Source organism: Vibrio sinaloensis (genome assembly GCF_023195835.1).
GTDB classification, from domain to species: Bacteria; Pseudomonadota; Gammaproteobacteria; order Enterobacterales; family Vibrionaceae; genus Vibrio; species Vibrio sinaloensis_C.
The window spans coordinates 2,904,138-2,926,198 of the sequence record NZ_CP096199.1 but is presented as its reverse complement, the minus strand read 5'-3'; the positions used below and the strand labels follow the sequence as shown (position 1 = coordinate 2,926,198).

The following is a 22,061-nucleotide window of genomic DNA, read 5'->3' as shown; positions in this document are numbered from 1 at the left end:
TCTAGTTTAGACTACAATCGCGGCTTATTCATTAGTCCAACACTACAACTGGAGATAGCTGTGCAATCGACTCAGTACCCAATGCCGAAGAAGCAACAACTCATTCTGTTGACCCTTTTGGTGCTCTTTAGCCCGCTCGCGATTGATATCTATCTACCGGCTTTACCAATGATCTCCGAGGCGTTTCACGTGGAACATGCCTTGGCACAAGATACGATTACCTGGTTTCTGTTTGCTATGGGGGTAGGGCAACTGTTCGCTGGCCCTCTTGCAGACAAACTCGGACGTCGAACTGTTGCATTGGGTGGCGTTAGCATCTACGCAATCAGCGCTTTATTGGCGTGGAGCGCTCAGAATATCGAGTGGATGTTGGTGTCACGACTGCTACAAGGCTTAGGTGCGTGCGCGACATCGGTAGCGGCCTTTGCAACAGTTCGCGATATGTTTGGCCCTCAGAAAAGCGGCAGGATGATCAGCTATCTAAATGGTGCGATCTGCTTTATTCCGGCTTTGGCCCCTATCTTAGGAAGTTGGCTCACCCAGCAGTTTGGTTGGCGCTCGAACTTCAGTTTTATGGCCGGCTACGCAGTGGTTGTGCTCACTATGTTATGGGTTGGTATGAAAGAAACCAACCCAGAAATGAGTACACAGCCAGTATTTAAACTTGGCCGATATCTGGATGTGGTGAAAACGCCTTCTTTCTTGTTCCATGCAAGTTTATGTATGTTGGCGATGGCGGTTATCTTGGGCTATGTGACATCAGCGCCTGTGGTTCTCATGGAGAACTTGGGCTTGACCATGAATCAGTTTACCTTCTGGTTTGGCGTGAATGCGGTGATTAACATTATCGCATGCATGGCAGCGCCTAAATTTATGGACCGGTTTGGTACTCATTGGGCGCTTACAGTTGGCATCATCACCTTGATGCTCGCTGGCGTGATGATGCTAGCCATGATGGACAAGGCAACAGCATTGGCCTTTATGCTACCGATTTTCTTCTCATCGGTTGGATTTGCTTGGATTCTTGGCGCGGCTGCTGGCAAAGCGCTTGCGCCGTTTGGCGATAAAGCGGGAACAGCCGCAGCGCTGCTTGGCCTATTTCAGATGAGTGGGTCAGGTTTAGTGGTTGGCACGGTGCAGCGATTGTCGATGGAGCCACAAATGATGATTGCAACGCTGATGCTGGTAGTGACTCCAGCACTATTCATCTTGTGGTCTAAACCGGGCAAAAACTGGCATTACGCTACGGCGTAGAGCGCTTGATAAACCGATAAAACGCTGTATATTTGAGCTTTCATAAACGAGCTTGGTGGAAAAAACGCAGTAATGTCAATGACAACCTACGAGATGGCACGTGTTCTAGAGCAACTAGAACAAGCACCAGAAAAAGTAATGTATGGTCGGATCTTAAGTGAGTTAGGTAGCCAAAGTAGCGAACGTATTCGCAGTGCTGCGAAATATGTCCCTTTGCCTGTGCTGCGCGACATGGTGTATCAGTTCCAACAAGTGATAGAAGCGCGCAAGGATGAACAGCTTGATCTGTTGGCCAAAGAGATTGCCGACCAAGGCATTTCGGTGGAAGATTTAAAAAACTACCTTGCCGGTAATAAGTAAACGACACTAGGGTCTGTTGACCTTTCGAGCTGATTTTTGCAGCTCTTTGTGGGAAATTTATACAAGGCAGAGGCTTTGACGTGTAGTTGCTCTACATAAAAAGCCGATAACGCAGTAGAAATGAACCACAAAGGCTGCCCGAAGGGTTCGGCTAGAATCGCTCTATGCTTTGTTAAGAAGTACTGGCTTAGAATAACTAGGCGACATACTCCTTGCCGCGCATAGAACGATTCTATCTCGAACAAAATTTAACCTCGAAAGTTAAACAGACCCTAATATCAAGGCTCGCCAAATGGCGAGCCTTTTTTATGGGTTTACGTTACGGTTGATAGGGTTTTGCAGCGAAATGAGCGTTTCTGTTGATTGAACCTCATCGATTGCTTGCAGTTTGTCGATTAATACGTACTGCAGCTCTTCTATCGAACGACACATCAATTTAACGAAGATATTGTAAGCACCGGTGGTGTAATAGGCTTCAACCACCTCTTCCAGCGCATTGAGCTTTTCTAATGCTGAATGGTAGTCACGTGCGGCATTGAGATTAATTCCAATAAAGCAGCACACGTCGTAACCCAGCTTCTTGCTGTCGACGATCACTTCCGTCCCTTGAATGATGTCTGCAGATTTCATTTTTTCGATTCGCACGTGGATAGTGGCGGGGCTAACTTCAAACAGTTTGGCCATTTCAGCGTAAGGGGTACGAGCATCTTCCATTAATGTTTTTAGGATGGCCTTGTCGAGATCATCCAGTTTGGTGGTTTGAGATTGCATGTCACTCCCTGTTGCGAATGGATACTAAATTTGGATAAGTACAAATGATGACCAGTGGTGTTACAATTATATCCATACTTCCCTGATTTAGTGACTTATTTTGCTGCGTTTCTGCCTTCTCGTTATTAGTGCTTTTTGCTCTGCAATAGCAATCGCGGATGAGAATGACATTTTAGTCATTCATTCCTACCATCAAGGTTTGTTTTGGACAGACTCATTTCAGTATGGTTTAGAGCAGCAGATTGAGCCCTACAATCTCTCCACAAGAGTTCTCTATCTCGACACCAAGCGCATGCAAGATGAGCACTACCTGCAGCAGCTCTATTCGCTATACAGAACCAAATTTGAACAAGAGTCGTTTCACGCCATCGTGGTATCAGACAACACCGCTTTAGAGTTGGTCAATCATCTGGGAGATGTCATAGGCGACACTCCGGTGATCTTTGGTGGTATCAATAATTACGAGCCGTATCTGCATAGGAATATCAACGCCACAGGTGTGAGAGAAAACGTCGACTTGGCGGCGAACATCGCGTTAATTGAGCGGGTTCAGCCACAGCTGGAGTCGATTTATATTATTACCGATCACTCGATAACTGGCGCTGCTGCTCAAAGTGAGATCGGTAAGTTTATGACCGAGTATCCTCAATATCATGGTCGAATCGTCTCCTATATTCCCGACAGTTTTAACCAGTTGCTTGATTTTGTGGCGCAGCTCGACGAGCGCTCTGCGGTTATCTATTGGCTCTACTATCGCTCTCGCAGCGGGGAAGTCGTCTCTGATACGCAAGTATGGAAAGGGCTCAACCAAGCCGCAAAAGCGCCTATTTATATGGCTCATGATTATGGATTGAGCTACGGCGCCGTTGGTGGTGTGATTCAAGATGGGGTTCAGCATGGTCAGCAAACTGGCGCGCTGCTGGTTAAAGTACTCGAAAACCCAGGCTCGCCTTTGCCACCTATAGAAATGGGCATCGCAGAAATTAAACTCGACTACCAAGCGGTTCAACGTTGGGAGCTCGGCGTCGAGGGTGAGGCAAGTGCTGTTCTGTTTAATCGGCCGCCAAGCTTCACTGAAAAGTACAGGCATCAGTTAGAGTTTATCGCTTCCCTCACTGGCATTCTTATCTTGGTTATCATCGGCTTGGTTTACTATTTAGGGCGAATGAAACGCAGTGAACAGCTCGCCAAAGAGAGTCAGACCTTGATCGAGATGGTGTTCGACCAGAGTTACCACTTCATCGGGGTATTAGATAGTCAAGGTGCTGTGATTTCGAGCAATCGTAAACTGCATGATTTACTTCATGATCAGAGTTTTAGTATTGAACGCCCAATATGGCAACACCCGCACTGGGAGAATGAGTCAGCCCAGCAGATCAAGCACTACTTTAACGAGCCTAAGCAGGCGCAAAACGCGCAATTTGAAGTCGAGATTTGGCATGAAGAATTGGGCGCCATCGTGCTCGAGCTAGCGCTAAAACCGATACCGTCCCCTAGCAGTGAGCTGCAGTTTCTATTGGAAGCACGAGACATTACCTCGCGCAAAGTGACCGAAGAACGATTGTTTCAGCGAGAAGCAAACCTGAGCCATTACTATGATCAACAACCGGTGATGATGGTGACTCTGGATGAGCACAACCGTATTCAGCAGGTCAATCAATTTGCAGAGCAACTACTTGGCTACACTGAGGATCAAATCTTGGGTCATCGCCTGAGAGAGTTCTATCTTCACAAGGATGCACTTATCCCACGTCAGGTCCTGCTTCAGCCGAAACAAGCCATCAAAGGGGTATGGCGACGAGATATAGAGTATCGCCACGCAGACGGGCAGACCGTGTGGATTCGCGAGAACATCCGCCCGCTGGTGGAAAGCGGTCATCTGTTGATTGTGGGTGAGGATGTGACCGAAACCCGAGCTTTGGCTGAGCAACTTAAATATCAAGCGGAACATGACTTGTTGACCGGAGCCTACAGTCGCAACTACTTCGAAACAGCGCTTAATCAAGCATTGGAAGAGGTCAAGGACTGTACTCGCACTCATGCGATGTTGTATATCGATTTGGACCAGCTAAAAGTGCTGAATGACACCGCGGGCCATGAAGCAGGTGATGCGGCGATTCAATTCTGTGCCAGCATGTTAGAAGACGTGTTGCCATATAACACCATTTTGGCGCGAATGGGCGGCGATGAGTTTGCAATTCTACTCAATGACTGTACCGAACTGGATGCCAAGAAGCTGGCGACGACCATCATTAATACTCTCAGTGAACAGGCGTTTATTTGGGAAGACATTCGTCTCAGCCTAACCTGTTCAATCGGAATTCGCCTAATTGACCATACCGCTTCCTCGCCGCAAATGGTTCATGCTCAAGCCGATACCGCGTGTCACGCCGCCAAAGAAGAAGGGCGAAATCGCTACAACCTTTATTGTTTGGATGACAAAGAGTTGCGTCGCCGTGAGCAGGAGATGGAGAGCGTCAACCTTGTGCATCATGCACTGGCAAATCAGCGGATTGAATTGTTCGCTCAGCGCATACTGGACTTAAGTGGCGAAGAGCGAGGAATGCATTTTGAAATACTGATCAGGATTAAGAATGGTCAGGGAGAGTACATTTCACCCGGTATCTTTATGCCAGCCTCGGAACGCTACAACATTGCTCATCTGCTGGATAAGCAAGTGGTCACTCAAACTCTCGCCTTTTTTGAGCAGCACCCACAATTGATCGATAAGCTAGCTCTGTGCTCGATTAACTTGTCAGGACACTCGATGGGCAATAGCGAGTTTATTCACTACTTACTCGATATATTGGGTCGTACCAAAGTGCCATGTCACAAGATATGTTTGGAGATCACCGAAACGGCGGCAATGAGCAATATGAATCAAGCCATTGAGTTCTTCAGTCAATTGAAAGCATTGGGCTGTCAGATCGCGTTGGATGACTTTGGTTCAGGTTTGTCGTCGTTTGGCTACTTGAAAAAACTGCCTGTCGACATCGTTAAAATCGATGGCATCTTTGTCGCTGACATGGATAGCAATGAGATCGACCACTTAATGGTGCGCTCGATAAACGATTTGGCGCATCAAATGGGTAAGAAAACGGTGGCGGAGTTTGTCGAAAATAGTCAAATCATCGAACAACTGATGGAGTTGGAAGTGGACTACGCACAAGGCTATTTTATTGGCAAACCCAAACCGCTTGCTGAGTTGGTAGAACAACTGAGCGTGATTGAGAAAGCTTAGTACCAGAGCACAAAATCCAGTACACTTCGCCACATATTCCATGCAACGTTTAGGAGCGCTCAGTGCAACTGCAGCTTCAGTGTGAAGACTCAACTCAACGAACTCGATTTGACCAGCTGACTCAGCGCTGGGGATTGTGTCACAGTGACGATAGCCCATTTGCATTGGTGTTAACGGAGCAAAGGCTTGAACTGCGCAAGTTGGATGAGCCGAAATTGGGTGCCATTTATGTTGATTTAGCTGGTGGTGCGGTCGCGCATCGACGCAAGTTTGGTGGTGGTAAGGGCCAGGCAATCGCTAAAGCCGCTGGTTTGAATAAAGGCAGTACACCGACTGTGCTTGATGCCACCGCCGGGTTGGGGCGTGATGCTTTTGTATTAGCGTCACTCGGCTGCAAAGTACAGATGGTCGAGCGTCACCCTGTGGTTGCGGCGCTGCTTGATGATGGCTTAACGCGAGCCAAGCAAGATAGCGAAATCGGCGCGTGGGTGAGTGAACGAATGAGCCTTATTCACGCCTCGAGTCACGACGCGCTGGCTAAACTGGCGGCAGCCCCCGACTTTGTGAGTCCTGACGTGGTTTACCTCGATCCCATGTATCCACACCCAGAGAATAAGAAAAAGAGCGCCTTGGTCAAAAAAGAAATGCGCGTTTTCCAATCTTTGGTCGGAGCCGACCACGATGCAGATGGCTTATTGGAACCCGCACTAGCCCTTGCTAGTAAAAGGGTGGTGGTCAAAAGGCCAGACTACGCTGAGTGGTTAGATCAACGTCAGCCGAGTATGGCGATTGAAACGAAAAAGAACCGTTTTGATGTGTACGTTAAGGCTGCTATGAGCAAGTGATTAATCTGTCAATTTGATGAAATGTCGCTTGCCTAACCTGAGGGTTATGGAGTATACCTTAGTAAGAATTATTCGTATTCTTAGCTAAGGGTGTCGATGTGGCTAAACGTCTGTGTAAGATGAATCGCAAACAAATTGCAGAAAACTTGGGCGATATTCACCGTCTTGTGGTTGAGCCTAAGTATGTCTGCCGCTCTTGTGCTCGCTCGTCATCGGACAGTTCAAGCCTTTGTAAGCCTGCGGCTATTCCCCCGCAAGCATGCCAAGAAAAATCCATCGGTGAGCAGCAAAAATGTGGCTTATTGATTGAAGCGCTGCCCAAGCCTCGGACATCACCACAGCAAGCGCAAGCGGTACGACGCATCGTTGAGCGGGTAAAACACAAAGCGCAGCAGTCAACATCGCTGGCGCGAACAGAAGCAACAGCAGTGACGACAGAGCCTATCGATAAAAAAGCGATCAAGAAGGCGAAGAAGGCCGCTAAGAAGCAATTTAAGCAACAGAAGAAGCTGATTAAGCTGGCGAAAAAGCACAACAAGTTATTGAAGAAACAGCGCAAGCTTGAGGCGAGTATCGAGGTTGCCAAGCAGCAACAAGCGTTACTCTCTGAGAGCAATCTAAAGCAAAGCAGCGCAAATCTGCATTAATACCAAACAGCATTAAAAAGTCGCCCTCCATTTAGAGGGCGACTTTTTTTAGGCTTGATAGCTTTGCTCTACTTTGCGTTTGACCCAGGTCTCGTTGACCCACAAAGAGAGCAGAATGATGCTGCCGCCAATGGTCAGTTGAACCAAATCGACATCGCGGTTCCAAATCAGAATGTTAACCAGAAGGCCCGCCGGAACCAGAGCATTGTTCATCACCGCAAGGGCACCTGCATTGACCATAGTGGCGCCTTTGTTCCAGGCAAAGTAACCCAAGCCAGAGGCAACTAAGCCCAAGTATATGAGTACACCCCATTGAGTAGTGGTGGTGGGAAGCTTATCGAGGTTGCCCATCAGTGCAAAAGCAATCGTCGCGACACACAACGCCCCCAGATAGAAATAGCCAAATATGGTGTGCTGTGGCAGTTCGACCTGATAACGCTCCATCAGGTACTTGTAACCGACTTGGCCGATGGCAAAGCAGATGTTGGCCCCTTGAACCACCAAAAATCCGACGATGAAGTTTTCGTTGATGCCAGCAAATTTAATCAATCCGGCGCCCACAACGGCAATCGCCGCCGTGACTAGATACCAAGGTGAAAAACGACGTTTAAGCAGATCATAAATTAAGGTGACATAGATGGGGGTGAACACGGTAAACAGCAGCACTTCTGGTACCGATAACAGCAAGAAAGATTGGTAGTAGAAGCAATACATCAAACCGAGCTGACAACCGCCAACCAGCATCAATTTGCCGATCAGCCCTTTGTCGACCCCTTTGAATTTCAAGAAAGGTAAAAATACCAAACTGGCCAGCGCGACTCGTATCCACACTGAAAACCAAGAATCGACCTGACCGGCGAGATAGACGCCGATCAGGCTAAATGAAAACGCCCACAGCAAGGTGACCGCAGATAAATACCCCATAAGTACGACTCATTATCAAAAACAATGTGGGGCAGTGTATACCAAGATTGAACCGTGATCAGTCTTTGAGTGGTACTACCAACATATCGACCGGTGAGCAGTTGATTAACTGTCGAGTCGAAGAGAGCAACTTGCTCCAAAAATCTTGGTGATGACCACATACCACCAGGTCGATATTAAACTCGTTAATTGTATCGCACAGCTCGTTGCTTAAATCACCGCTGCCAACCAGCGTGTGTTTAATCGGAAAATTGGCATGTGCGGCCAGATCTTGTAGCTGTTTCTGCGAAGCCTCAATCGCTTGGTGTTGAGTCTCGGCTAAATTGATGTCGATAAGCCCGGTATAAAGCTCAGCGTAATTGACATCGATATGCACAAAAGAGACGACCGCATCGAGCGGCTTGGCAAGTGCGACCGCCTTATCAACCAACAATTTGCTGTCTTCAGATAGGTCGATGGCAACCAGAATATGTTGATAACTCATAATGCTATCTCCTTGTAAGGGTCTGATTACAGATTAGCACCTTGAATTGATTAATTTTGCCAAAGTGATCTCAGATCCACATTTGCCATACAAAGTGTTATGGTGATGAACATGATATAGTCAATTTAACTTCATAGACTTAGTAGGAGTGGTAGATGCTTTCTCAAGCAATGGTCGAACAATTGAATGAGCAAATTAATCTCGAATTTTTCTCATCCAATCTATACTTACAAATGAGTGCTTGGTGCGAAGACAAAGGATTTGAAGGTGCTGCTGAATTTTTACGCAAACACGCCGTAGAAGAAATGGAGCATATGCAGCGTCTTTTCACTTACGTGAGTGAAACGGGCGCAATGCCAATCCTAGGTGCGATTGACGCGCCTAAACACGAGTTTAATAGTCTGGGTGATGTGTTCCGCGAGACTTTCGAGCACGAGCAGATGATTACCGACAAAATCAACAAGCTGGCTCACTTAGCGTTTACGTCGCAAGACTATTCAACATTCAACTTCTTACAGTGGTACGTTGCTGAGCAGCATGAAGAAGAGAAGTTATTTAAAGGGATCTTAGATAAGTTAGATCTTGTCGGAGAAGACGGCAAAGCCCTGTTCTTTATCGACAAAGATTTAGCAGCTTTGGCAAAAGAAGGTTCATCTTCAATTATGGATGCCCCTGCTGAGTAATTTTCAGCGCGAGACGCTCTAACATAGGTCGTCTTTTTCTCCGGGCATGAATGAAGATGTAGGGAGGAAAAGATGATCAATGCTGATACCGTTCTATTTACACTGATGATGGTGACTCTGGTTAACATGGCGCGTTATTTGACTGCGCTACGTTCTCTAATCTACATCATGCGAGAAGCGCATCCGCTGCTTTACCAACAAGTCGATGGCAACGGCTTCTTTACCACTCACGGCAATGTGACCAAACAAGTCCGACTGTTCCACTATCTTAAGAGTAAAGAGTATCATCACCACCATGATGAGGTCTTTACCGGTAAGTGTGAGCGAGTCAGGGAGCTGTTCATCTTGTCCACCTCTTTACTCGGTGTCACTATGTTGGCTGCGTTTATTCTCTGATCACAGACGAATTGGCAAGCTAGCCAAATGCCGTTAAAATAGCCTTTCGATTTTGCAAAGGATGTGCGCAGGCACATCCTTTTTTATTGGTTTGAAGAGTAGTAGTTCATGGCAGAAAAGTTTGATGTTGTCATTATTGGCGCGGGTGCGGCAGGGTTAATGTGCGCAGCACAAGCGGGCAAACGCGGGCGCAAGACGTTAATCTTGGATCATGCTAAAAAGCCGGGTCGCAAAATATTGATTGCCGGTGGTGGACGTTGCAACTTTACCAACTACGATGTATCGGCCAATAACTACTTGTGTCAAAACCCTCACTTCGTTAAATCGGCTTTGTCTCAATACACCAACTGGGACTTCATCTCGCTGGTCAGTCAGCATGGGATTGAGTTTGAAGAGCGCGACCACGGTCAGCTGTTTTGTGTCGGTGATTACACCTCAAAAGACATTGTAAAAATGTTGCTCACCGAGTGCGATTTACCCACTGTCAGTCAACGTTACCAACAAGACGTGCACCAGATAGAGAAAACCGAGCATGGCTTTACTTTGCATGCCAACAACAGCGTTATCGAGTGTCAATCTTTAGTGGTCGCGACCGGCGGATTGTCGATGCCTAAGTTAGGTGCGACGCCGTTTGGCTACAAGATTGCTGAGCAGTTTGGCTTGAGTGTGGTGCCTACCAGTGCCGGACTGGTGCCTTTTACCTTGCATAAAGAAGATAAGCAGGCGTTAGCTGAACTGTCAGGAATTGCTGTACCTACTGAAATCACTGCCCAAGATGGTACCGTCTTTAAAGAGGCATTGCTGTTTACTCACCGCGGTCTCTCTGGCCCGTCAGTGTTACAAATCTCATCTTTTTGGCGCGCAGGGCAGAAAGTGTCGATCAACTTGGTGCCGGATGTTGACCTTGATGAGTTACTGCAGCGTTCGCTGGAAAAGCACCCTAACCAGAGTTTAAAGAATACTTTATCGAAAGTGTTACCGAAGCGTTTGGTTGAAGTATTGATTGAACTGAAACTGCTCGAAGACAAACCGTTAAAGCAGCTAAACAGCAAACAATTGGCGGCGGTGACCACTCAATTGCAGCAGTGGCAGATCACACCAAACGGTACCGAAGGCTATCGCACCGCAGAAGTGACTTTGGGAGGCGTGGACACCGATCACCTATCGTCAAAAAGCATGGAGTGCAAACAGATCAGGGGCTTGTACTTTATCGGCGAAGTTGTCGATGTGACAGGATGGCTCGGTGGATACAACTTTCAATGGTGCTGGAGCTCGGCTTATGCAGCAGGCCAATGGGTGTAAAAATCCGCGCTGAATCAAATAAGAATTCACTCATTAGTACTACACTTAGCGTTATAAAAAGGTGAAGGGCATCGAAGGAGTGAACTCTATGAGTCAACAAGCACTGATCTCGCGGATTAATGAGTTACCGCGCATAGAAAGCGTGTTGCAAGAACTGCTAGAAATGGTCAACAGAGACACAGTCGATTTTAGCGAGTTGGCCCATAAAATGGCGATGGATCAGGTGTTATTGGCTCGGGTGTTGAGGATGGCCAACTCAGCCCAATTTGGTGGCGTGAAAGGGGTGTCTAACATCAACGACGCCATCGTTCGTATCGGCATTGGCGCCATTCGCAACCTGATCTCTTCATCGATCCTTGCCTCTAGCTTTCCTAAGCTTGAAACCCTCAATATCAAAGACTACTGGGCGGGCACATTTGAAATCGCCACCATCGCCAGTGCGATTGCCAAAGACATCAAGTTGGACCCGAATGAAGCCTTTACTACCGGCATTTTGCACAATATTGGCGAGTTGATGATTCATACTTTAGAGCCAGAAAAAGCGTTGGCGATTCATCAGCGCGTGCGGGCGGGTGAAAACGCCGCGAAAGTGCAAAAAGAGGTGCTGGGGGTCGATGCGCAAGAGCTCGGTGCGGTATTGGCCGAAAGCTGGAAGTTTCCCAATGAGTTGATTGATGCGATAGCGAACGTCAACCACCCTTCGAAAGCGGTGGAGTCGAAGCGTTTAGCGTGTCTGCTCTATTTGGCTCGCGATGCCCACAATCGCTGGGACACCATGTTAGAGGAGCGCGAGAAACAGCGCTATCTGGCCAATAGTCGAGCCGCACAAGCGCTGCAGGTGTCCCCCGAATTAGCGACGAAGATCGATAAGGTACGCGGCCAAGGCAGCGAGCTGGCTTACCAGTTGTTTTGAATAACAGCCTGTCAACTTGGCTGTTTGCTCAGATCTTTTTTGCCAAATTTGATCTGTTGGATCGCTAACCCGGCCACAATCAATACTAAGCCAATCAGTGTCGCTGGGTGGATCTCTTCGCCAATTATGGTCGACAACAGCATCAATGAGATAAACGGCGAGGCAAAAATCAGATTGCTGATGCGCGCGGTATTTTCCGTTAACTTGAGTGCGCTCAACCAGAGGACAAAGGTCACGCCCATTTCAAATAGGCCAACATAAGTGACCGCGAGCCAGCCTTGAATCGTGATCTGGCTTATACCTGTCCCTTCATATAGGGTCAAACCAATGGCAAATGGAATCGCGACCAAAAAACCTAACAGGACCCCAACCACAGGGTCGGCTTTGTTTTTCGCATTTAAGATCCAATACCCCGCCCACAGTAAGGTCGAGAGCAGCGCCAATCCAACCCCTGTCGGGCTGTCAAAGTTGAGCCCAAGCACATCGCCTTTGGTGGCGATGACGATCACCCCCATATAACTAAACGTACAAGCGAACCAGTCCTGCTTGCGAATTTTTTGCCCTAAAAACACCGCCGCCATTAAGGTTAAGGTGATAGCCCAGCTGTAGTTAATTGCCTGCGCTTGTGAGGCGGGCAGTAGGTCGTAGGCTTTAAACAGAATGATGTAGTAGGCGAGTGGATTGATTATGCCAAGCAGCAGGTAATACCAAGGGTTGGATAAGAACGTCGCAGGTAATTGACTCAGCTTACTCGTGACAGCACAGATGACCAGCAGTGCCAATGCAGACACTATGCTGGCAATAGTCAACATCTGGATGGGGGAGAACTCCGCCAGTGTCAGTTTAAAAGCGGTGGCTACTGTCGACCAGAGTAATACGGCACTGAGACCTAATCCTAACGCGCGACGCTCGTTCATGATGCTCCTTATCCTAACTGCCGTGACCATCTTCGGCTCGATCGGCGGCGATAAAAACGCCTAGTCTAGCGGTTCGGTATCTAGCCGACAAACTGGACATTTATCCAGTAGGCAAATACCATTGAATCACTATTTGATTGAATCGTTAAATCTCTATTATGCAATGGATTCTTGAGCATCAAGCGCTGATTGCCAGCGGTGCAGCTTCAGCCCTGTTTAGTGCGATCGTGGCCGGTTGGTGGGTGAAGCAGAAGATGCGCTTTGACCAACAACGGTTAGAACAGCAGTTAATGGCCAATCAGCAACTGACTGATAATCAGATTCACCAACTGCAAGCCCAGTTAGCAGACGCTCAGCAGGAACTCGACGAGTTGGATGCTGAGCGAGACAAAGCCGCCTATGAGCTGAAACAATCACACGGAAAACTGATGGCCGTGCTCGAGAAGCTTCGCTATTTCGATGCGGTCAAACAAGAGCGCCAGCAATACGCGGATGACTTGAATCAAGTCCGTGAGCAAAAAGCTCAACTAGAGGCACAACTGCGTGAGCAGCAGGCACGTCATGAACAAGAAAACAAAGCCAATCAAGAGAAGCTGCAATTATTGGAGCAAGCGGAAGAGCGGCTCAAACAGCAATTTGAGCATTTAGCCAATCAGTTGTTTGAGGCGAAAACCGCTAAAGTTGACCAACAAAACCGCCAGAGCTTAGAGGGCTTGCTATCGCCACTGCGTGAGCAGCTTGAAGGGTTTAAGAAACAGGTTAATGACAGCTTCAATCAAGAGGCCAAAGAGCGCCATACCTTAGTGCATGAATTGAAGAACTTACAGCGTCTTAACGAGCAAATGACCAAAGAAGCACTCAACCTGACTCAAGCATTGAAAGGTGACAACAAGCAGCAAGGCAATTGGGGTGAAGTGGTTTTGGCGCGGGTATTGGCTGAGTCGGGTTTGCGTGAAGGCCATGAATATCAAACCCAAGTCAGTTTGCAAAACGAAGCGGGAAAGCGTTATCAACCTGACGTGATTGTGCATTTGCCGCAAGACAAGCAGGTGGTGATCGACTCAAAAATGGCGCTGGTGGCGTACGAACGTTATTTCAACGCCGAGACAGATAACGCACGAGATAAAGCCCTAAGTGACCACTTACTTGCGTTAAGAGCGCACATCAAAGGCCTTTCACAAAAAGATTATCATCAACTCAAAGGAATCCAGAGCTTAGACTATGTGCTGATGTTTATACCGGTTGAGCCGGCTTTCCAGGTGGCGATTCAGGCCGATCCGAGCTTAGTGAAAGAGGCTATGGAGCAAAACATTATTTTGGTCAGTCCGACTACCTTGCTGGTGGCGCTGCGTACGATTGATAATCTGTGGCGCAATGACAGGCAAAACCAAAACGCTCGAATTATCGCTGAACGAGCCAGCAAGCTGTATGACAAACTGCGACTGTTCGTTGATGATATGGAAAGCCTAGGTGGGGCACTGGATCGGGCCAATCAAAACTATCAAGGGGCGATGAACAAGTTGGCCACCGGGCGGGGCAATGTGATTCGCCAGGCAGAGAGTTTTAAACAGCTAGGGGTTGAAGTGAAAAAGCCTATCACCAGTTCGCTGGTGGAGTTGGCCCAACAGGAGCATCTCACAGAAAACCCTCACACCGTTAAAAATGACTCGCTCGCCCAAAGACATACGGATGAGGATAAAGTAAACTAATCGCCCGCAGTACTGGGCGTTGTTATTCTCGTACTGCTTGAAGAGGAATCATCATGACGGATACAAGCGTGCAATCGAATACAGCATTAGAATCAAATGAAACCACGCATTTTGGTTTCACCACAGTAGCGAAAGAAGAAAAAGTGGCCAAAGTTGCCCAAGTGTTCCACTCAGTGGCGGCTAAGTACGACATTATGAATGACTTAATGTCGGGAGGCATTCATCGCCTTTGGAAACGCTTTACTATCGACTGCAGCGGTGTTCGTCCTGGTCAACGCGTCTTGGACCTTGGTGGCGGTACCGGAGACTTAACCGCAAAATTCTCGCGCATTGTCGGAGAAAAAGGCCACGTCATTTTGGCCGACATCAACAACTCCATGCTCAATGTTGGTCGTGACAAATTGCGCGACAATGGCATTGTTGGCAACGTGCACTACGTTCAGGCCAACGCTGAGGAACTTCCGTTCCCAGATGACTACTTTGATGCGATTACGATCAGCTTCTGTCTGCGCAATGTTACCGACAAAGATAAAGCGCTGCGCTCGATGTTCCGAGTGCTCAAGCCAGGTGGTCGCTTGCTGGTGCTGGAGTTCTCCAAGCCAATCCTAGAGCCGTTGTCGAAGATTTACGATACCTACTCGTTCCACTTGCTCCCTAAGATGGGTGAGTTGGTGGCCAACGATGCAGAAAGCTACCGTTATCTTGCGGAATCTATTCGCATGCACCCTGATCAAGAAACGCTGAAAGGCATGATGGAAGACGCGGGCTTTGAACAGACCAAGTACTACAACCTAACCGGTGGTATCGTTGCGCTGCACCGTGGTTACAAATTCTAAGGTGAGTTGCTATGCCGTTTGAACCACTTGTCACTGCTGTTGTTGAGACAACCTTGAATACCTTGATCAAAGACGACCCAGAGCTGGGACGTCGTTTGGCGCGCTTAAAAGGTCAGGTGATTCAAGTCCATCTCAAAGAGGTCAACAAAACCCTGACCTTTATCTTCAGTCAGCAAATCGACGTATTGGCCCACTATGAAGGTCAACCTGATTGCTACTTATCCTTGAATCTCTCTGTACTGCCAGAGCTGCGCGATCAATCCAATATTACCAAGCTAATCAAACAAGATAAGCTGGTGTTAGAGGGGGATATTCAATTGGCGCAGAAGTTTTCCCAACTGATGAGCGACTGTAAACCGGATATTGAAGAGTGGTTATCGCGCGCCACGGGAGATGTGGTGGCGCACACCCTAGTACAGGGGGCGAAAACCATGGTCGACGGTGTGAAAAGTGAGTGGCGTAAGCAGCAAAGTCACTTGGCCCAAGCGGTGACTGAGGAGTGGCGAATGGCACCTCCACCACTCGAAGTGGCCTATTTTTGCGATCAAGTCGATGAAGTGAAAAGCCAAGCCGCACGTGTAGAGGCGCGCCTCAATCAGTTACTGGAGCGCGCATGACATTAACCGAATTGCGTCGTCTCTATCATATTATTCGCGTGCAATTAGAGTATGGCCTTGATGAACTGCTGCCTACTCACCAACTGACCAAAGCGCCACTATTGGCGCGAAAAAGCCTGTTTTGGATTCGCAATAAACACGCGGACAAGCCGCTAGGGGATCGCCTGCGCTTAGCCTTGCAGGAGCTTGGTCCGGTATGGATTAAGTTTGGTCAGATGATGTCGACGCGCCGCGATCTATTTCCAGAGCACATCGCTGATCCGCTGGCGCTATTGCAAGATCAGGTGTCGCCTTTCGATGGCCAACTGGCCAAACAGCAGATCGAACAAGCGCTAGGCGGACCATTAGAAACCTGGTTTGATGACTTTGATATTGAGCCACTGGCCTCCGCTTCGATAGCGCAAGTGCACACCGCTCGACTTAAATCGACCAACCAAGAAGTGGTGTTAAAGGTTATTCGTCCCGATATTCGTCCGGTGATCGATGCCGACCTTAAGTTGATGTACCGAATGGCGCGTATTGTTGCCAAAGCGCTACCTGAAGCCCGTCGCCTAAAGCCGGTTGAGGTGGTGAGAGAGTATGAAAAAACACTGCTTGATGAACTCGACTTAAGGCGTGAAGCGGCCAATGCGATTCAGCTAAGACGCAACTTCGAAGGCAGCGAGGAACTGTATGTTCCGGAAGTGATTACCGATTTCAGTAATAAAACTGTCATGGTTTCTGAGCGAATATATGGCATCCAAGTTTCTGACATCGAGGGGCTGGTGGCTAACGGCACCAACATGAAACTCTTGGCTGAACGTGGCGTGAGTGTATTTTTCACTCAGGTATTCCGCGACAGCTTTTTTCATGCCGATATGCACCCGGGCAATGTGTTTGTTGAGCCACAGCACCCAGAAAATCCGCGCTGGATTGGCTTGGATTGCGGTATTGTCGGCACCCTAAACAGTGAAGATAAGCGCTATTTGGCAGAAAACTTTTTAGCCTTCTTCAACCGAGATTACCGCCGGGTGGCGGAATTGCATGTTGAATCTGGCTGGGTTCCACGTGAAACCAATGTGGATGAATTTGAGTTCGCAATCCGTATTGTTTGTGAGCCGATTTTTGCTAAGCCGCTTTGCGAAATTTCATTCGGTCACGTGTTACTGAACTTATTCAATACCGCGCGTCGCTTTAATATGGAAGTGCAGCCGCAGTTAGTGTTGCTGCAAAAAACTTTACTCTATGTCGAAGGGCTAGGTCGTCAGTTGTATCCGCAATTAGACTTGTGGGAAACCGCTAAGCCATTCCTTGAAGAGTGGATGATGAATCAAGTGGGGCCAAAGGCCGTCATCAATGCAGTGAAAGATCGAGCACCCTTTTGGGCCGAGAAACTTCCTGAGCTTCCTGAGTTGCTGTACGACAGTCTGCGTCAGGGTAAAATGATGAACCAACGCATTGATCAGCTTTATCAAGGCTATCGCTCGACCAAGCGGCAGCAGGCGACCGGGAAATTTTTATTTGGTGTCGGGGCCACATTAGTCGTATGCTCGGCAATATTGGTCAACAGCACCTATGAGCAACTTTCGTTGGCGAGCGCTTTCGGCGGGGTCACATTTTGGTTGCTTAGTTGGCGAGCTTACCGCCAATAGGCGTTAAACTCTTGAAATAAATTTGTTTAATAAGACCCGAGGTAAAAAGAATGGGTGGTATTAGTATTTGGCAACTCTTGATTATTGCCGTGATTGTTGTGCTGCTGTTTGGTACGAAAAAGCTGCGTGGCATTGGTGGCGATCTAGGTGGTGCTGTTAAAGGCTTTAAGAAAGCCATGAGCGAAGATGAGTCGGACAAAGACAAGAAAGACGCAGACTTTGAGCCAAAAGCGGTAGAGCAGCAGAAAACGGACGCCACTGCTGAAACTAAGAAAGACAAAGAGCAGGCATAGATTGTGTTTGATATCGGTTTTTGGGAACTGGTATTGATCTCTGTCGTCGGGCTAGTGGTCCTTGGCCCTGAGCGTTTGCCTCATGCTATTCGCAGTGTCTCTAAGTTTATTGGCGCCGCTAAGAATATGGCAAACAGTGTCAAAGATGAGCTTTCACACGAGCTAAAGGTACAAGAGCTGCAGGATAATTTGCGTAAAGCTGAGCAAATGGGGATGGAAGATTTATCTCCTGAGCTTCGTTCTTCAGTGGAACAGCTCAAGCAAGCTGCGCAAGATGTTCAGCGTCCTTACGCGAATAAAAGTGATACGCCGACGAACAGTGCTGAGGAGGCCAACGAAACGGTTGAGTCGACTTCAAATGCCAATGATTCCGTGGGCGCTGTTGAGAGTATAAACACTCAGTCAGCCCCGCAGGCTGATAAAAAAGCCGAATAGTCTCGTTTAGGAGGAGCTGCACATCGGTAGCTCCTTTTTGATCTTCTAGAATAGAGGTTTACATGTCTTCTGTTGAGCAGACACAGCCTTTGATCAGCCATCTACTTGAGTTACGAAACCGCTTATTGCGTGCGATTGTCGCAGTGTTGGTGGTATTTCTCGGGCTGATCTATTTTGCCAATGATATCTATGAGTTTATCTCCGCACCTTTGGTAGAAAGGCTACCAGAAGGCGCGACTATGATTGCCACCGATGTCGCATCCCCCTTCTTTACCCCGTTGAAGCTAACCTTAGTCGCCTCTATTTTTCTAGCGGTGCCGTTTATCTTGTATCAAGTTTGGGCGTTTGTTGCTCCAGGCCTCTACAAACATGAACGCCGGTTGATCATGCCACTGATGTTTTCCAGCTCGCTGCTGTTTTATTGTGGTGTCGCTTTTGCCTACTTCGTGGTTTTCCCATTGGTGTTTGGCTTTTTTACCGCGATCTCGTTAGGTGGCGTCGAGTTTGCCACCGACATATCCAGTTATCTTGATTTTGTGCTGGCGCTGTTTCTTGCCTTTGGTATCGCCTTCGAGGTGCCAGTGGCGATTATCTTGCTGTGTTGGACGGGCGCCACTGATCCAAAGAGCCTGAGTGAAAAGCGGCCTTATATCGTGGTGGGCGCCTTTGTCGTCGGTATGATGTTAACGCCGCCCGATATGATTTCACAAACACTGCTGGCGATTCCGATGTGTTTACTGTTTGAAGTGGGTTTGTTCTTTGCGCGTTTCTATGTGCGTAAAGATGACAGTGAGGATAGCGTCGAAGAGTAGCGCTTTGATTGAACGGTACAAAAAACGGGGTTGATAGTGGACTATCAACCCCGTTTTTTATCGGTCAGATAGACTTCGCGAATCACAGGCGAAACAAGGTTTTCGCATTCTGGGTGGTCATTGTGTCAACTTGCTCGATAGTCATGTCTCTTAAGTCGGCCACGCGCTGAGCCACAAGCGAGGTATAGGCAGGTTCATTGCGCTTGCCGCGGTGAGGAACAGGAGCGAGGTAGGGGCAGTCGGTTTCCAAGATCACGTAATCCATATCAAGGTGAGGAATAACCTTGTCCATCCCGCCGTTTTTAAATGTCGACACACCGCCGAGCCCTAAGTGAAAACCCAAATCATTGATCGCCTTGGCTTCCTCTAGGCTCCCGCCGAAACAGTGAAACACACCGGAGAGGGTGCCATTTTGCTCCTTGCTCAGCAGTGCGAGGGTCTCTTGAATGGAGTCACGAGTATGAATCACTACCGGCAGTTGCAGCTCTTTGGCCCAGTTGAGCTGAGTGACAAAGGCCATTTCTTGCTCTGCTCTATAGGTTTTATCCCAATACAAGTCGATGCCGATTTCACCCACCGCGATAAAGTTGTGCTTAGCAAACCAAGAATGAATGACCTCTAGGCTATGTTTGACATTGCCATCAACGTAGCAAGGATGAAGGCCCATCATAGAGCGGCACACTTGAGGAAACTGAGCTTCAGTCGCCAACATAGGTTCAATCGACTCCAAGTCGATATTGGGCAGCAGAATCTGTTCGACGCCTTGCGCTAGAGCGCGTTGAACCACCTCTTCTCGGTCGTTATCAAACTCATTAGCGTAAATGTGTGCGTGGGTATCAATCATGGTCAATCTCTTGCTTGATAGTGAAGCGCTAGTATACGGCAGTGTGAGCCTTGGGTCATTTTTTGCATTTTTCGACGTTGTTGCTAGCGTCGTTGATGTGGAGTGATATTATGCAAACCCAAGCACTTTCACCAGACAAGGAGAATAGAGTGTCAGTATCGATTCAAGGTCAATTCCCTGGCCGTCGTATGCGTCGTCTACGTAAACATGACTTTAGCCGCCGTTTAATGGCTGAAAACCAATTATCGGTGAATGATCTTATCTACCCTATGTTTATTTTGATGGGCAAGGATCGTCGCGAAAGCGTTGAGTCTATGCCGGGCATTGAGCGTTTGTCGATTGATTTAATGCTCGAAGAGGCACAATACCTTGCGCAGTTAGGTGTACCAGCGATTGCTCTATTTCCTGTGGTGAATCAAGATGCGAAGAGTGTCTGTGCAGCAGAAGCCTACAATCCAGAAGGTTTAGTTCAGCGTGCGGTACGTGCGCTCAAAGAGCATATCCCTGAAATCGGTGTCATCACTGACGTTGCACTGGATCCTTTCACGACCCACGGTCAAGACGGCATTATCGATGAAGAGGGTTACGTGCTTAACGACGAAACTACTAAGGTTTTAGTTAAGCAAGCTTTGTCACATGCAGAAGCGGGGGCGGATGTGGTGGCGCCGTCGGATATGATGGATGGTCGTATTGGTGAAATCCGTAAAGCGCTCGAACAAGCCGGGCATATCAATACCCAAATTATGGCGTATTCGGCCAAATACGCTTCCTGTTACTACGGACCATTCCGTGATGCGGTCGGCAGTGCGGCCAACCTAAAAGGTGGTAACAAGAAGAACTACCAAATGGATCCGGCTAACAGCGATGAAGCGATTCATGAAGTCGCGATGGACATTAATGAAGGTGCAGACATGGTGATGGTGAAGCCGGGTATGCCATACCTTGATATTGTTCGCCGCGTGAAGTCAGAACTGGAAGTACCGACGTTTGCTTACCAAGTGTCGGGTGAGTATGCGATGCACAAAGCCGCATTTGCTAACGGCTGGCTTAAAGAGCGCGATACCGTTCTGGAGTCACTACTATGCTTTAAACGTGCGGGTGCTGACGGCATCTTAACCTACTTTGCTAAAGATGTGGCCGAGTGGCTGGCAGAAGACAATGCCCAAGCGGCCACCTTCCTAAAAGTAAACGAAGAGTAAACTGAGTGTTTGGTGAAAAGCTGGCATTTGCCAGCTTTTTTGTTTTGGAGAGAAATCGTGACCATCATCTATCGTGAAGGAAGCTTGGAAGAGTGTGTCCAAGTGGTACAGCAGATTAAAGAATTTGCACATAAAGAAACGGTTGAAAGCTTATCTGCCCGTCTCGAAGGGAAAGTCCGCTCTTTGATTCAGGTAGCGAAACAAGGCGATAACCTGCTCGGATTCAAAATTGGCTATCAGCTAGATGACAACACCTTCTACAGCTGGTTTGGTGGAGTCTCATCACTGGCACGCAACAAAGGCGTTGCCCAACAGTTACTTGAGATTCAAGAGCGATGGGTGAGAGAGCAAGGGTATCGACAGCTCAAGGTGAAATCTCGCAATCAGTTTCCATCTATGCTGCGCTTGCTGCTACGTAATGGTTATATGATCGAAAAATTTGAGCCAAAACAGCCGCTAGAGGAAAGCCGAATTCACTTTGTAAAGCAGATGAGTAGTGAGCAATAAAATTAAATGAGACTTTTTCTCATTTAACTGTTGACCAATTAAATGAGAATGGTTATTATTTATCTCGTCTTAGGGAATGAGAGAAGTTCACAAGGACGTGCACAGCCAGTTTCATCAATGAATTGGTCGAGTGCATGACTGAGAGCTTGCACGAATTCTTTTTGACACGACATTGCTCACATTGCTTCCAGTGTAATTTATAGCTTTATGGCAAAGCAGCTCTTTATGAAATTGCTTTGGCCCTTTTTTGCTAGGCGACATCGAAAGATGTCGCTTTTTTTATGTCTACGATTTGGCAATGAACAAAAGGACACCAATAGTCTTTTCCACAATCCAGGATCAAACACGGATCGATCTCTGCCTGATCGATCAATAATTAAATTGATTAAAAACAGCTATTTAAAGTAGGGTAGAGCAGAAATGGCAGGGAATTAATATCCT

The 22,061-nt window shown here is 47.8% G+C and carries 23 protein-coding genes; 18 read left to right on the top strand and 5 right to left on the bottom strand.

Going from position 1 to position 22,061, the window contains the following annotated elements:
* Nucleotides 1-81: 81 nt before the first annotated feature.
* On the top strand, nt 82-1,254 hold the full coding sequence (locus MTO69_RS13385; protein ID WP_248334479.1) for a multidrug effflux MFS transporter: 1,173 nt from the start codon (nt 82-84) through the stop codon (nt 1,252-1,254).
* Between the two features lie 72 nt (nt 1,255-1,326).
* Nucleotides 1,327-1,614 (top strand): hypothetical protein, encoded by a 288-nt coding sequence (locus tag MTO69_RS13380; RefSeq protein WP_248329927.1) that lies wholly within the window; start codon nt 1,327-1,329, stop codon nt 1,612-1,614.
* 306 nt (nt 1,615-1,920) lie between these two features.
* Here MTO69_RS13380 and asnC read toward each other — a convergent pair whose 3' ends face one another.
* Nucleotides 1,921-2,385 carry a transcriptional regulator AsnC gene (gene asnC, locus MTO69_RS13375; RefSeq protein WP_248329925.1) on the bottom strand — a complete coding sequence of 155 codons (465 nt, stop codon included), beginning with the start codon at nt 2,383-2,385 and terminating at the stop codon, nt 1,921-1,923.
* Nucleotides 2,386-2,488: 103 nt separating this feature from the next.
* Here asnC and MTO69_RS13370 point away from each other — a divergent pair, with 103 nt between their 5' ends.
* From MTO69_RS13370 to MTO69_RS13360, 3 genes are all read left to right on the top strand, one after another.
* Nucleotides 2,489-5,626, top strand: coding sequence for an ABC transporter substrate binding protein (locus MTO69_RS13370; RefSeq protein ID WP_248334478.1), 3,138 nt, complete (start codon nt 2,489-2,491; stop codon nt 5,624-5,626).
* Between the two features lie 62 nt (nt 5,627-5,688).
* A complete protein-coding gene (locus tag MTO69_RS13365; protein WP_248329923.1) occupies nt 5,689-6,471 on the top strand; it encodes a class I SAM-dependent methyltransferase in 783 nt (260 codons plus the stop codon).
* 98 nt (nt 6,472-6,569) lie between these two features.
* Nucleotides 6,570-7,118 (top strand): hypothetical protein, encoded by a 549-nt coding sequence (locus MTO69_RS13360; protein ID WP_248329921.1) that lies wholly within the window; start codon nt 6,570-6,572, stop codon nt 7,116-7,118.
* 48 nt (nt 7,119-7,166) lie between these two features.
* Here the strand turns inward: MTO69_RS13360 and MTO69_RS13355 are convergent, their stop codons facing one another.
* Both MTO69_RS13355 and uspA read right to left on the bottom strand, forming a co-directional pair.
* Nucleotides 7,167-8,042, bottom strand: a complete 876-nt coding sequence (locus MTO69_RS13355) for a carboxylate/amino acid/amine transporter (RefSeq protein WP_248329919.1) — start codon at nt 8,040-8,042, stop codon at nt 7,167-7,169.
* Nucleotides 8,043-8,100: 58 nt separating this feature from the next.
* Nucleotides 8,101-8,526 (bottom strand): universal stress protein UspA, encoded by a 426-nt coding sequence (gene uspA, locus MTO69_RS13350; protein ID WP_248329917.1) that lies wholly within the window; start codon nt 8,524-8,526, stop codon nt 8,101-8,103.
* Between the two features lie 155 nt (nt 8,527-8,681).
* Between uspA and ftnA the strand changes: the two genes are divergently transcribed.
* The 4 genes from ftnA (at nt 8,682) to MTO69_RS13330 (ending at nt 11,820) form a co-directional block, all read left to right on the top strand.
* The gene (gene ftnA / locus MTO69_RS13345; RefSeq protein ID WP_248329916.1) at nt 8,682-9,209 is read left to right on the top strand and encodes a non-heme ferritin; all 528 of its coding nucleotides are present in this window, start codon (nt 8,682-8,684) and stop codon (nt 9,207-9,209) included.
* 72 nt (nt 9,210-9,281) lie between these two features.
* Nucleotides 9,282-9,605: a universal stress protein UspB gene (gene uspB, locus MTO69_RS13340; RefSeq protein WP_248329914.1), complete on the top strand. Its 324-nt coding sequence runs from the start codon at nt 9,282-9,284 to the stop codon at nt 9,603-9,605.
* A gap of 108 nt (nt 9,606-9,713) precedes the next feature.
* Entirely contained in the window at nt 9,714-10,907 is a 1,194-nt protein-coding gene (locus tag MTO69_RS13335; protein WP_248329912.1) for an NAD(P)/FAD-dependent oxidoreductase, read from the top strand.
* Nucleotides 10,908-10,995: 88 nt separating this feature from the next.
* Nucleotides 10,996-11,820, top strand: a complete 825-nt coding sequence (locus MTO69_RS13330; protein ID WP_248329910.1) for an HDOD domain-containing protein — start codon at nt 10,996-10,998, stop codon at nt 11,818-11,820.
* 11 nt (nt 11,821-11,831) lie between these two features.
* Here MTO69_RS13330 and MTO69_RS13325 read toward each other — a convergent pair whose 3' ends face one another.
* The gene (locus MTO69_RS13325) at nt 11,832-12,737 is read right to left on the bottom strand and encodes a DMT family transporter (protein WP_248329908.1); all 906 of its coding nucleotides are present in this window, start codon (nt 12,735-12,737) and stop codon (nt 11,832-11,834) included.
* Nucleotides 12,738-12,895: 158 nt separating this feature from the next.
* Here MTO69_RS13325 and rmuC point away from each other — a divergent pair, with 158 nt between their 5' ends.
* The 7 genes from rmuC (at nt 12,896) to tatC (ending at nt 19,070) form a co-directional block, all read left to right on the top strand.
* Nucleotides 12,896-14,446 carry a DNA recombination protein RmuC gene (rmuC, locus tag MTO69_RS13320; RefSeq protein ID WP_248329906.1) on the top strand — a complete coding sequence of 517 codons (1,551 nt, stop codon included), beginning with the start codon at nt 12,896-12,898 and terminating at the stop codon, nt 14,444-14,446.
* Nucleotides 14,447-14,499: 53 nt separating this feature from the next.
* Nucleotides 14,500-15,282 carry a bifunctional demethylmenaquinone methyltransferase/2-methoxy-6-polyprenyl-1,4-benzoquinol methylase UbiE gene (gene ubiE / locus MTO69_RS13315; RefSeq protein WP_248329904.1) on the top strand — a complete coding sequence of 261 codons (783 nt, stop codon included), beginning with the start codon at nt 14,500-14,502 and terminating at the stop codon, nt 15,280-15,282.
* 11 nt (nt 15,283-15,293) lie between these two features.
* A complete protein-coding gene (locus tag MTO69_RS13310; protein ID WP_248329902.1) occupies nt 15,294-15,899 on the top strand; it encodes a ubiquinone biosynthesis accessory factor UbiJ in 606 nt (201 codons plus the stop codon).
* Nucleotides 15,896-17,530, top strand: a complete 1,635-nt coding sequence (ubiB, locus tag MTO69_RS13305; RefSeq protein WP_248329900.1) for a ubiquinone biosynthesis regulatory protein kinase UbiB — start codon at nt 15,896-15,898, stop codon at nt 17,528-17,530. Before MTO69_RS13310 ends, ubiB begins: the two co-directional genes overlap by 4 nt.
* 50 nt (nt 17,531-17,580) lie before the next feature.
* On the top strand, nt 17,581-17,823 hold the full coding sequence (tatA, locus tag MTO69_RS13300) for a Sec-independent protein translocase subunit TatA (protein ID WP_248329898.1): 243 nt from the start codon (nt 17,581-17,583) through the stop codon (nt 17,821-17,823).
* Between the two features lie 3 nt (nt 17,824-17,826).
* A complete protein-coding gene (tatB, locus tag MTO69_RS13295; RefSeq protein WP_248329896.1) occupies nt 17,827-18,258 on the top strand; it encodes a Sec-independent protein translocase protein TatB in 432 nt (143 codons plus the stop codon).
* Nucleotides 18,259-18,320: 62 nt separating this feature from the next.
* Entirely contained in the window at nt 18,321-19,070 is a 750-nt protein-coding gene (gene tatC / locus MTO69_RS13290; RefSeq protein WP_248329894.1) for a twin-arginine translocase subunit TatC, read from the top strand.
* An 82-nt stretch (nt 19,071-19,152) separates the two neighbouring features.
* On the opposite strand, the gene MTO69_RS13285 is transcribed toward tatC, so the two are convergent.
* Nucleotides 19,153-19,914, bottom strand: coding sequence for a TatD family hydrolase (locus MTO69_RS13285; protein ID WP_248329892.1), 762 nt, complete (start codon nt 19,912-19,914; stop codon nt 19,153-19,155).
* Nucleotides 19,915-20,063: 149 nt separating this feature from the next.
* On the opposite strand from MTO69_RS13285, the gene hemB reads away from it, so the two are divergent.
* Nucleotides 20,064-21,113, top strand: a complete 1,050-nt coding sequence (hemB, locus tag MTO69_RS13280; protein ID WP_248334477.1) for a porphobilinogen synthase — start codon at nt 20,064-20,066, stop codon at nt 21,111-21,113.
* A 57-nt stretch (nt 21,114-21,170) separates the two neighbouring features.
* Entirely contained in the window at nt 21,171-21,620 is a 450-nt protein-coding gene (locus tag MTO69_RS13275; protein ID WP_248329891.1) for a GNAT family N-acetyltransferase, read from the top strand.
* Nucleotides 21,621-22,061: the final 441 nt, after the last annotated feature.

Bases quoted from the DNA above. Each gene is read 5' to 3' on its own strand.
- MTO69_RS13385 (WP_248334479.1), top strand. From the start codon at position 82: ATGCCGAAGAAGCAACAACTCATTCTGTTGACCCTTTTGGTGCTCTTT.
- MTO69_RS13380 (WP_248329927.1), top strand. From the start codon at position 1,327: ATGTCAATGACAACCTACGAGATGGCACGTGTTCTAGAGCAACTAGAA.
- asnC (WP_248329925.1), bottom strand. From the start codon at position 2,385: ATGCAATCTCAAACCACCAAACTGGATGATCTCGACAAGGCCATCCTA.
- MTO69_RS13355 (WP_248329919.1), bottom strand. From the start codon at position 8,042: ATGGGGTATTTATCTGCGGTCACCTTGCTGTGGGCGTTTTCATTTAGC.
- uspA (WP_248329917.1), bottom strand. From the start codon at position 8,526: ATGAGTTATCAACATATTCTGGTTGCCATCGACCTATCTGAAGACAGC.
- ftnA (WP_248329916.1), top strand. From the start codon at position 8,682: ATGCTTTCTCAAGCAATGGTCGAACAATTGAATGAGCAAATTAATCTC.
- uspB (WP_248329914.1), top strand. From the start codon at position 9,282: ATGATCAATGCTGATACCGTTCTATTTACACTGATGATGGTGACTCTG.
- MTO69_RS13335 (WP_248329912.1), top strand. From the start codon at position 9,714: ATGGCAGAAAAGTTTGATGTTGTCATTATTGGCGCGGGTGCGGCAGGG.
- MTO69_RS13330 (WP_248329910.1), top strand. From the start codon at position 10,996: ATGAGTCAACAAGCACTGATCTCGCGGATTAATGAGTTACCGCGCATA.
- MTO69_RS13325 (WP_248329908.1), bottom strand. From the start codon at position 12,737: ATGAACGAGCGTCGCGCGTTAGGATTAGGTCTCAGTGCCGTATTACTC.
- rmuC (WP_248329906.1), top strand. From the start codon at position 12,896: ATGCAATGGATTCTTGAGCATCAAGCGCTGATTGCCAGCGGTGCAGCT.
- ubiE (WP_248329904.1), top strand. From the start codon at position 14,500: ATGACGGATACAAGCGTGCAATCGAATACAGCATTAGAATCAAATGAA.
- MTO69_RS13310 (WP_248329902.1), top strand. From the start codon at position 15,294: ATGCCGTTTGAACCACTTGTCACTGCTGTTGTTGAGACAACCTTGAAT.
- ubiB (WP_248329900.1), top strand. From the start codon at position 15,896: ATGACATTAACCGAATTGCGTCGTCTCTATCATATTATTCGCGTGCAA.
- tatA (WP_248329898.1), top strand. From the start codon at position 17,581: ATGGGTGGTATTAGTATTTGGCAACTCTTGATTATTGCCGTGATTGTT.
- tatC (WP_248329894.1), top strand. From the start codon at position 18,321: ATGTCTTCTGTTGAGCAGACACAGCCTTTGATCAGCCATCTACTTGAG.
- MTO69_RS13285 (WP_248329892.1), bottom strand. From the start codon at position 19,914: ATGATTGATACCCACGCACACATTTACGCTAATGAGTTTGATAACGAC.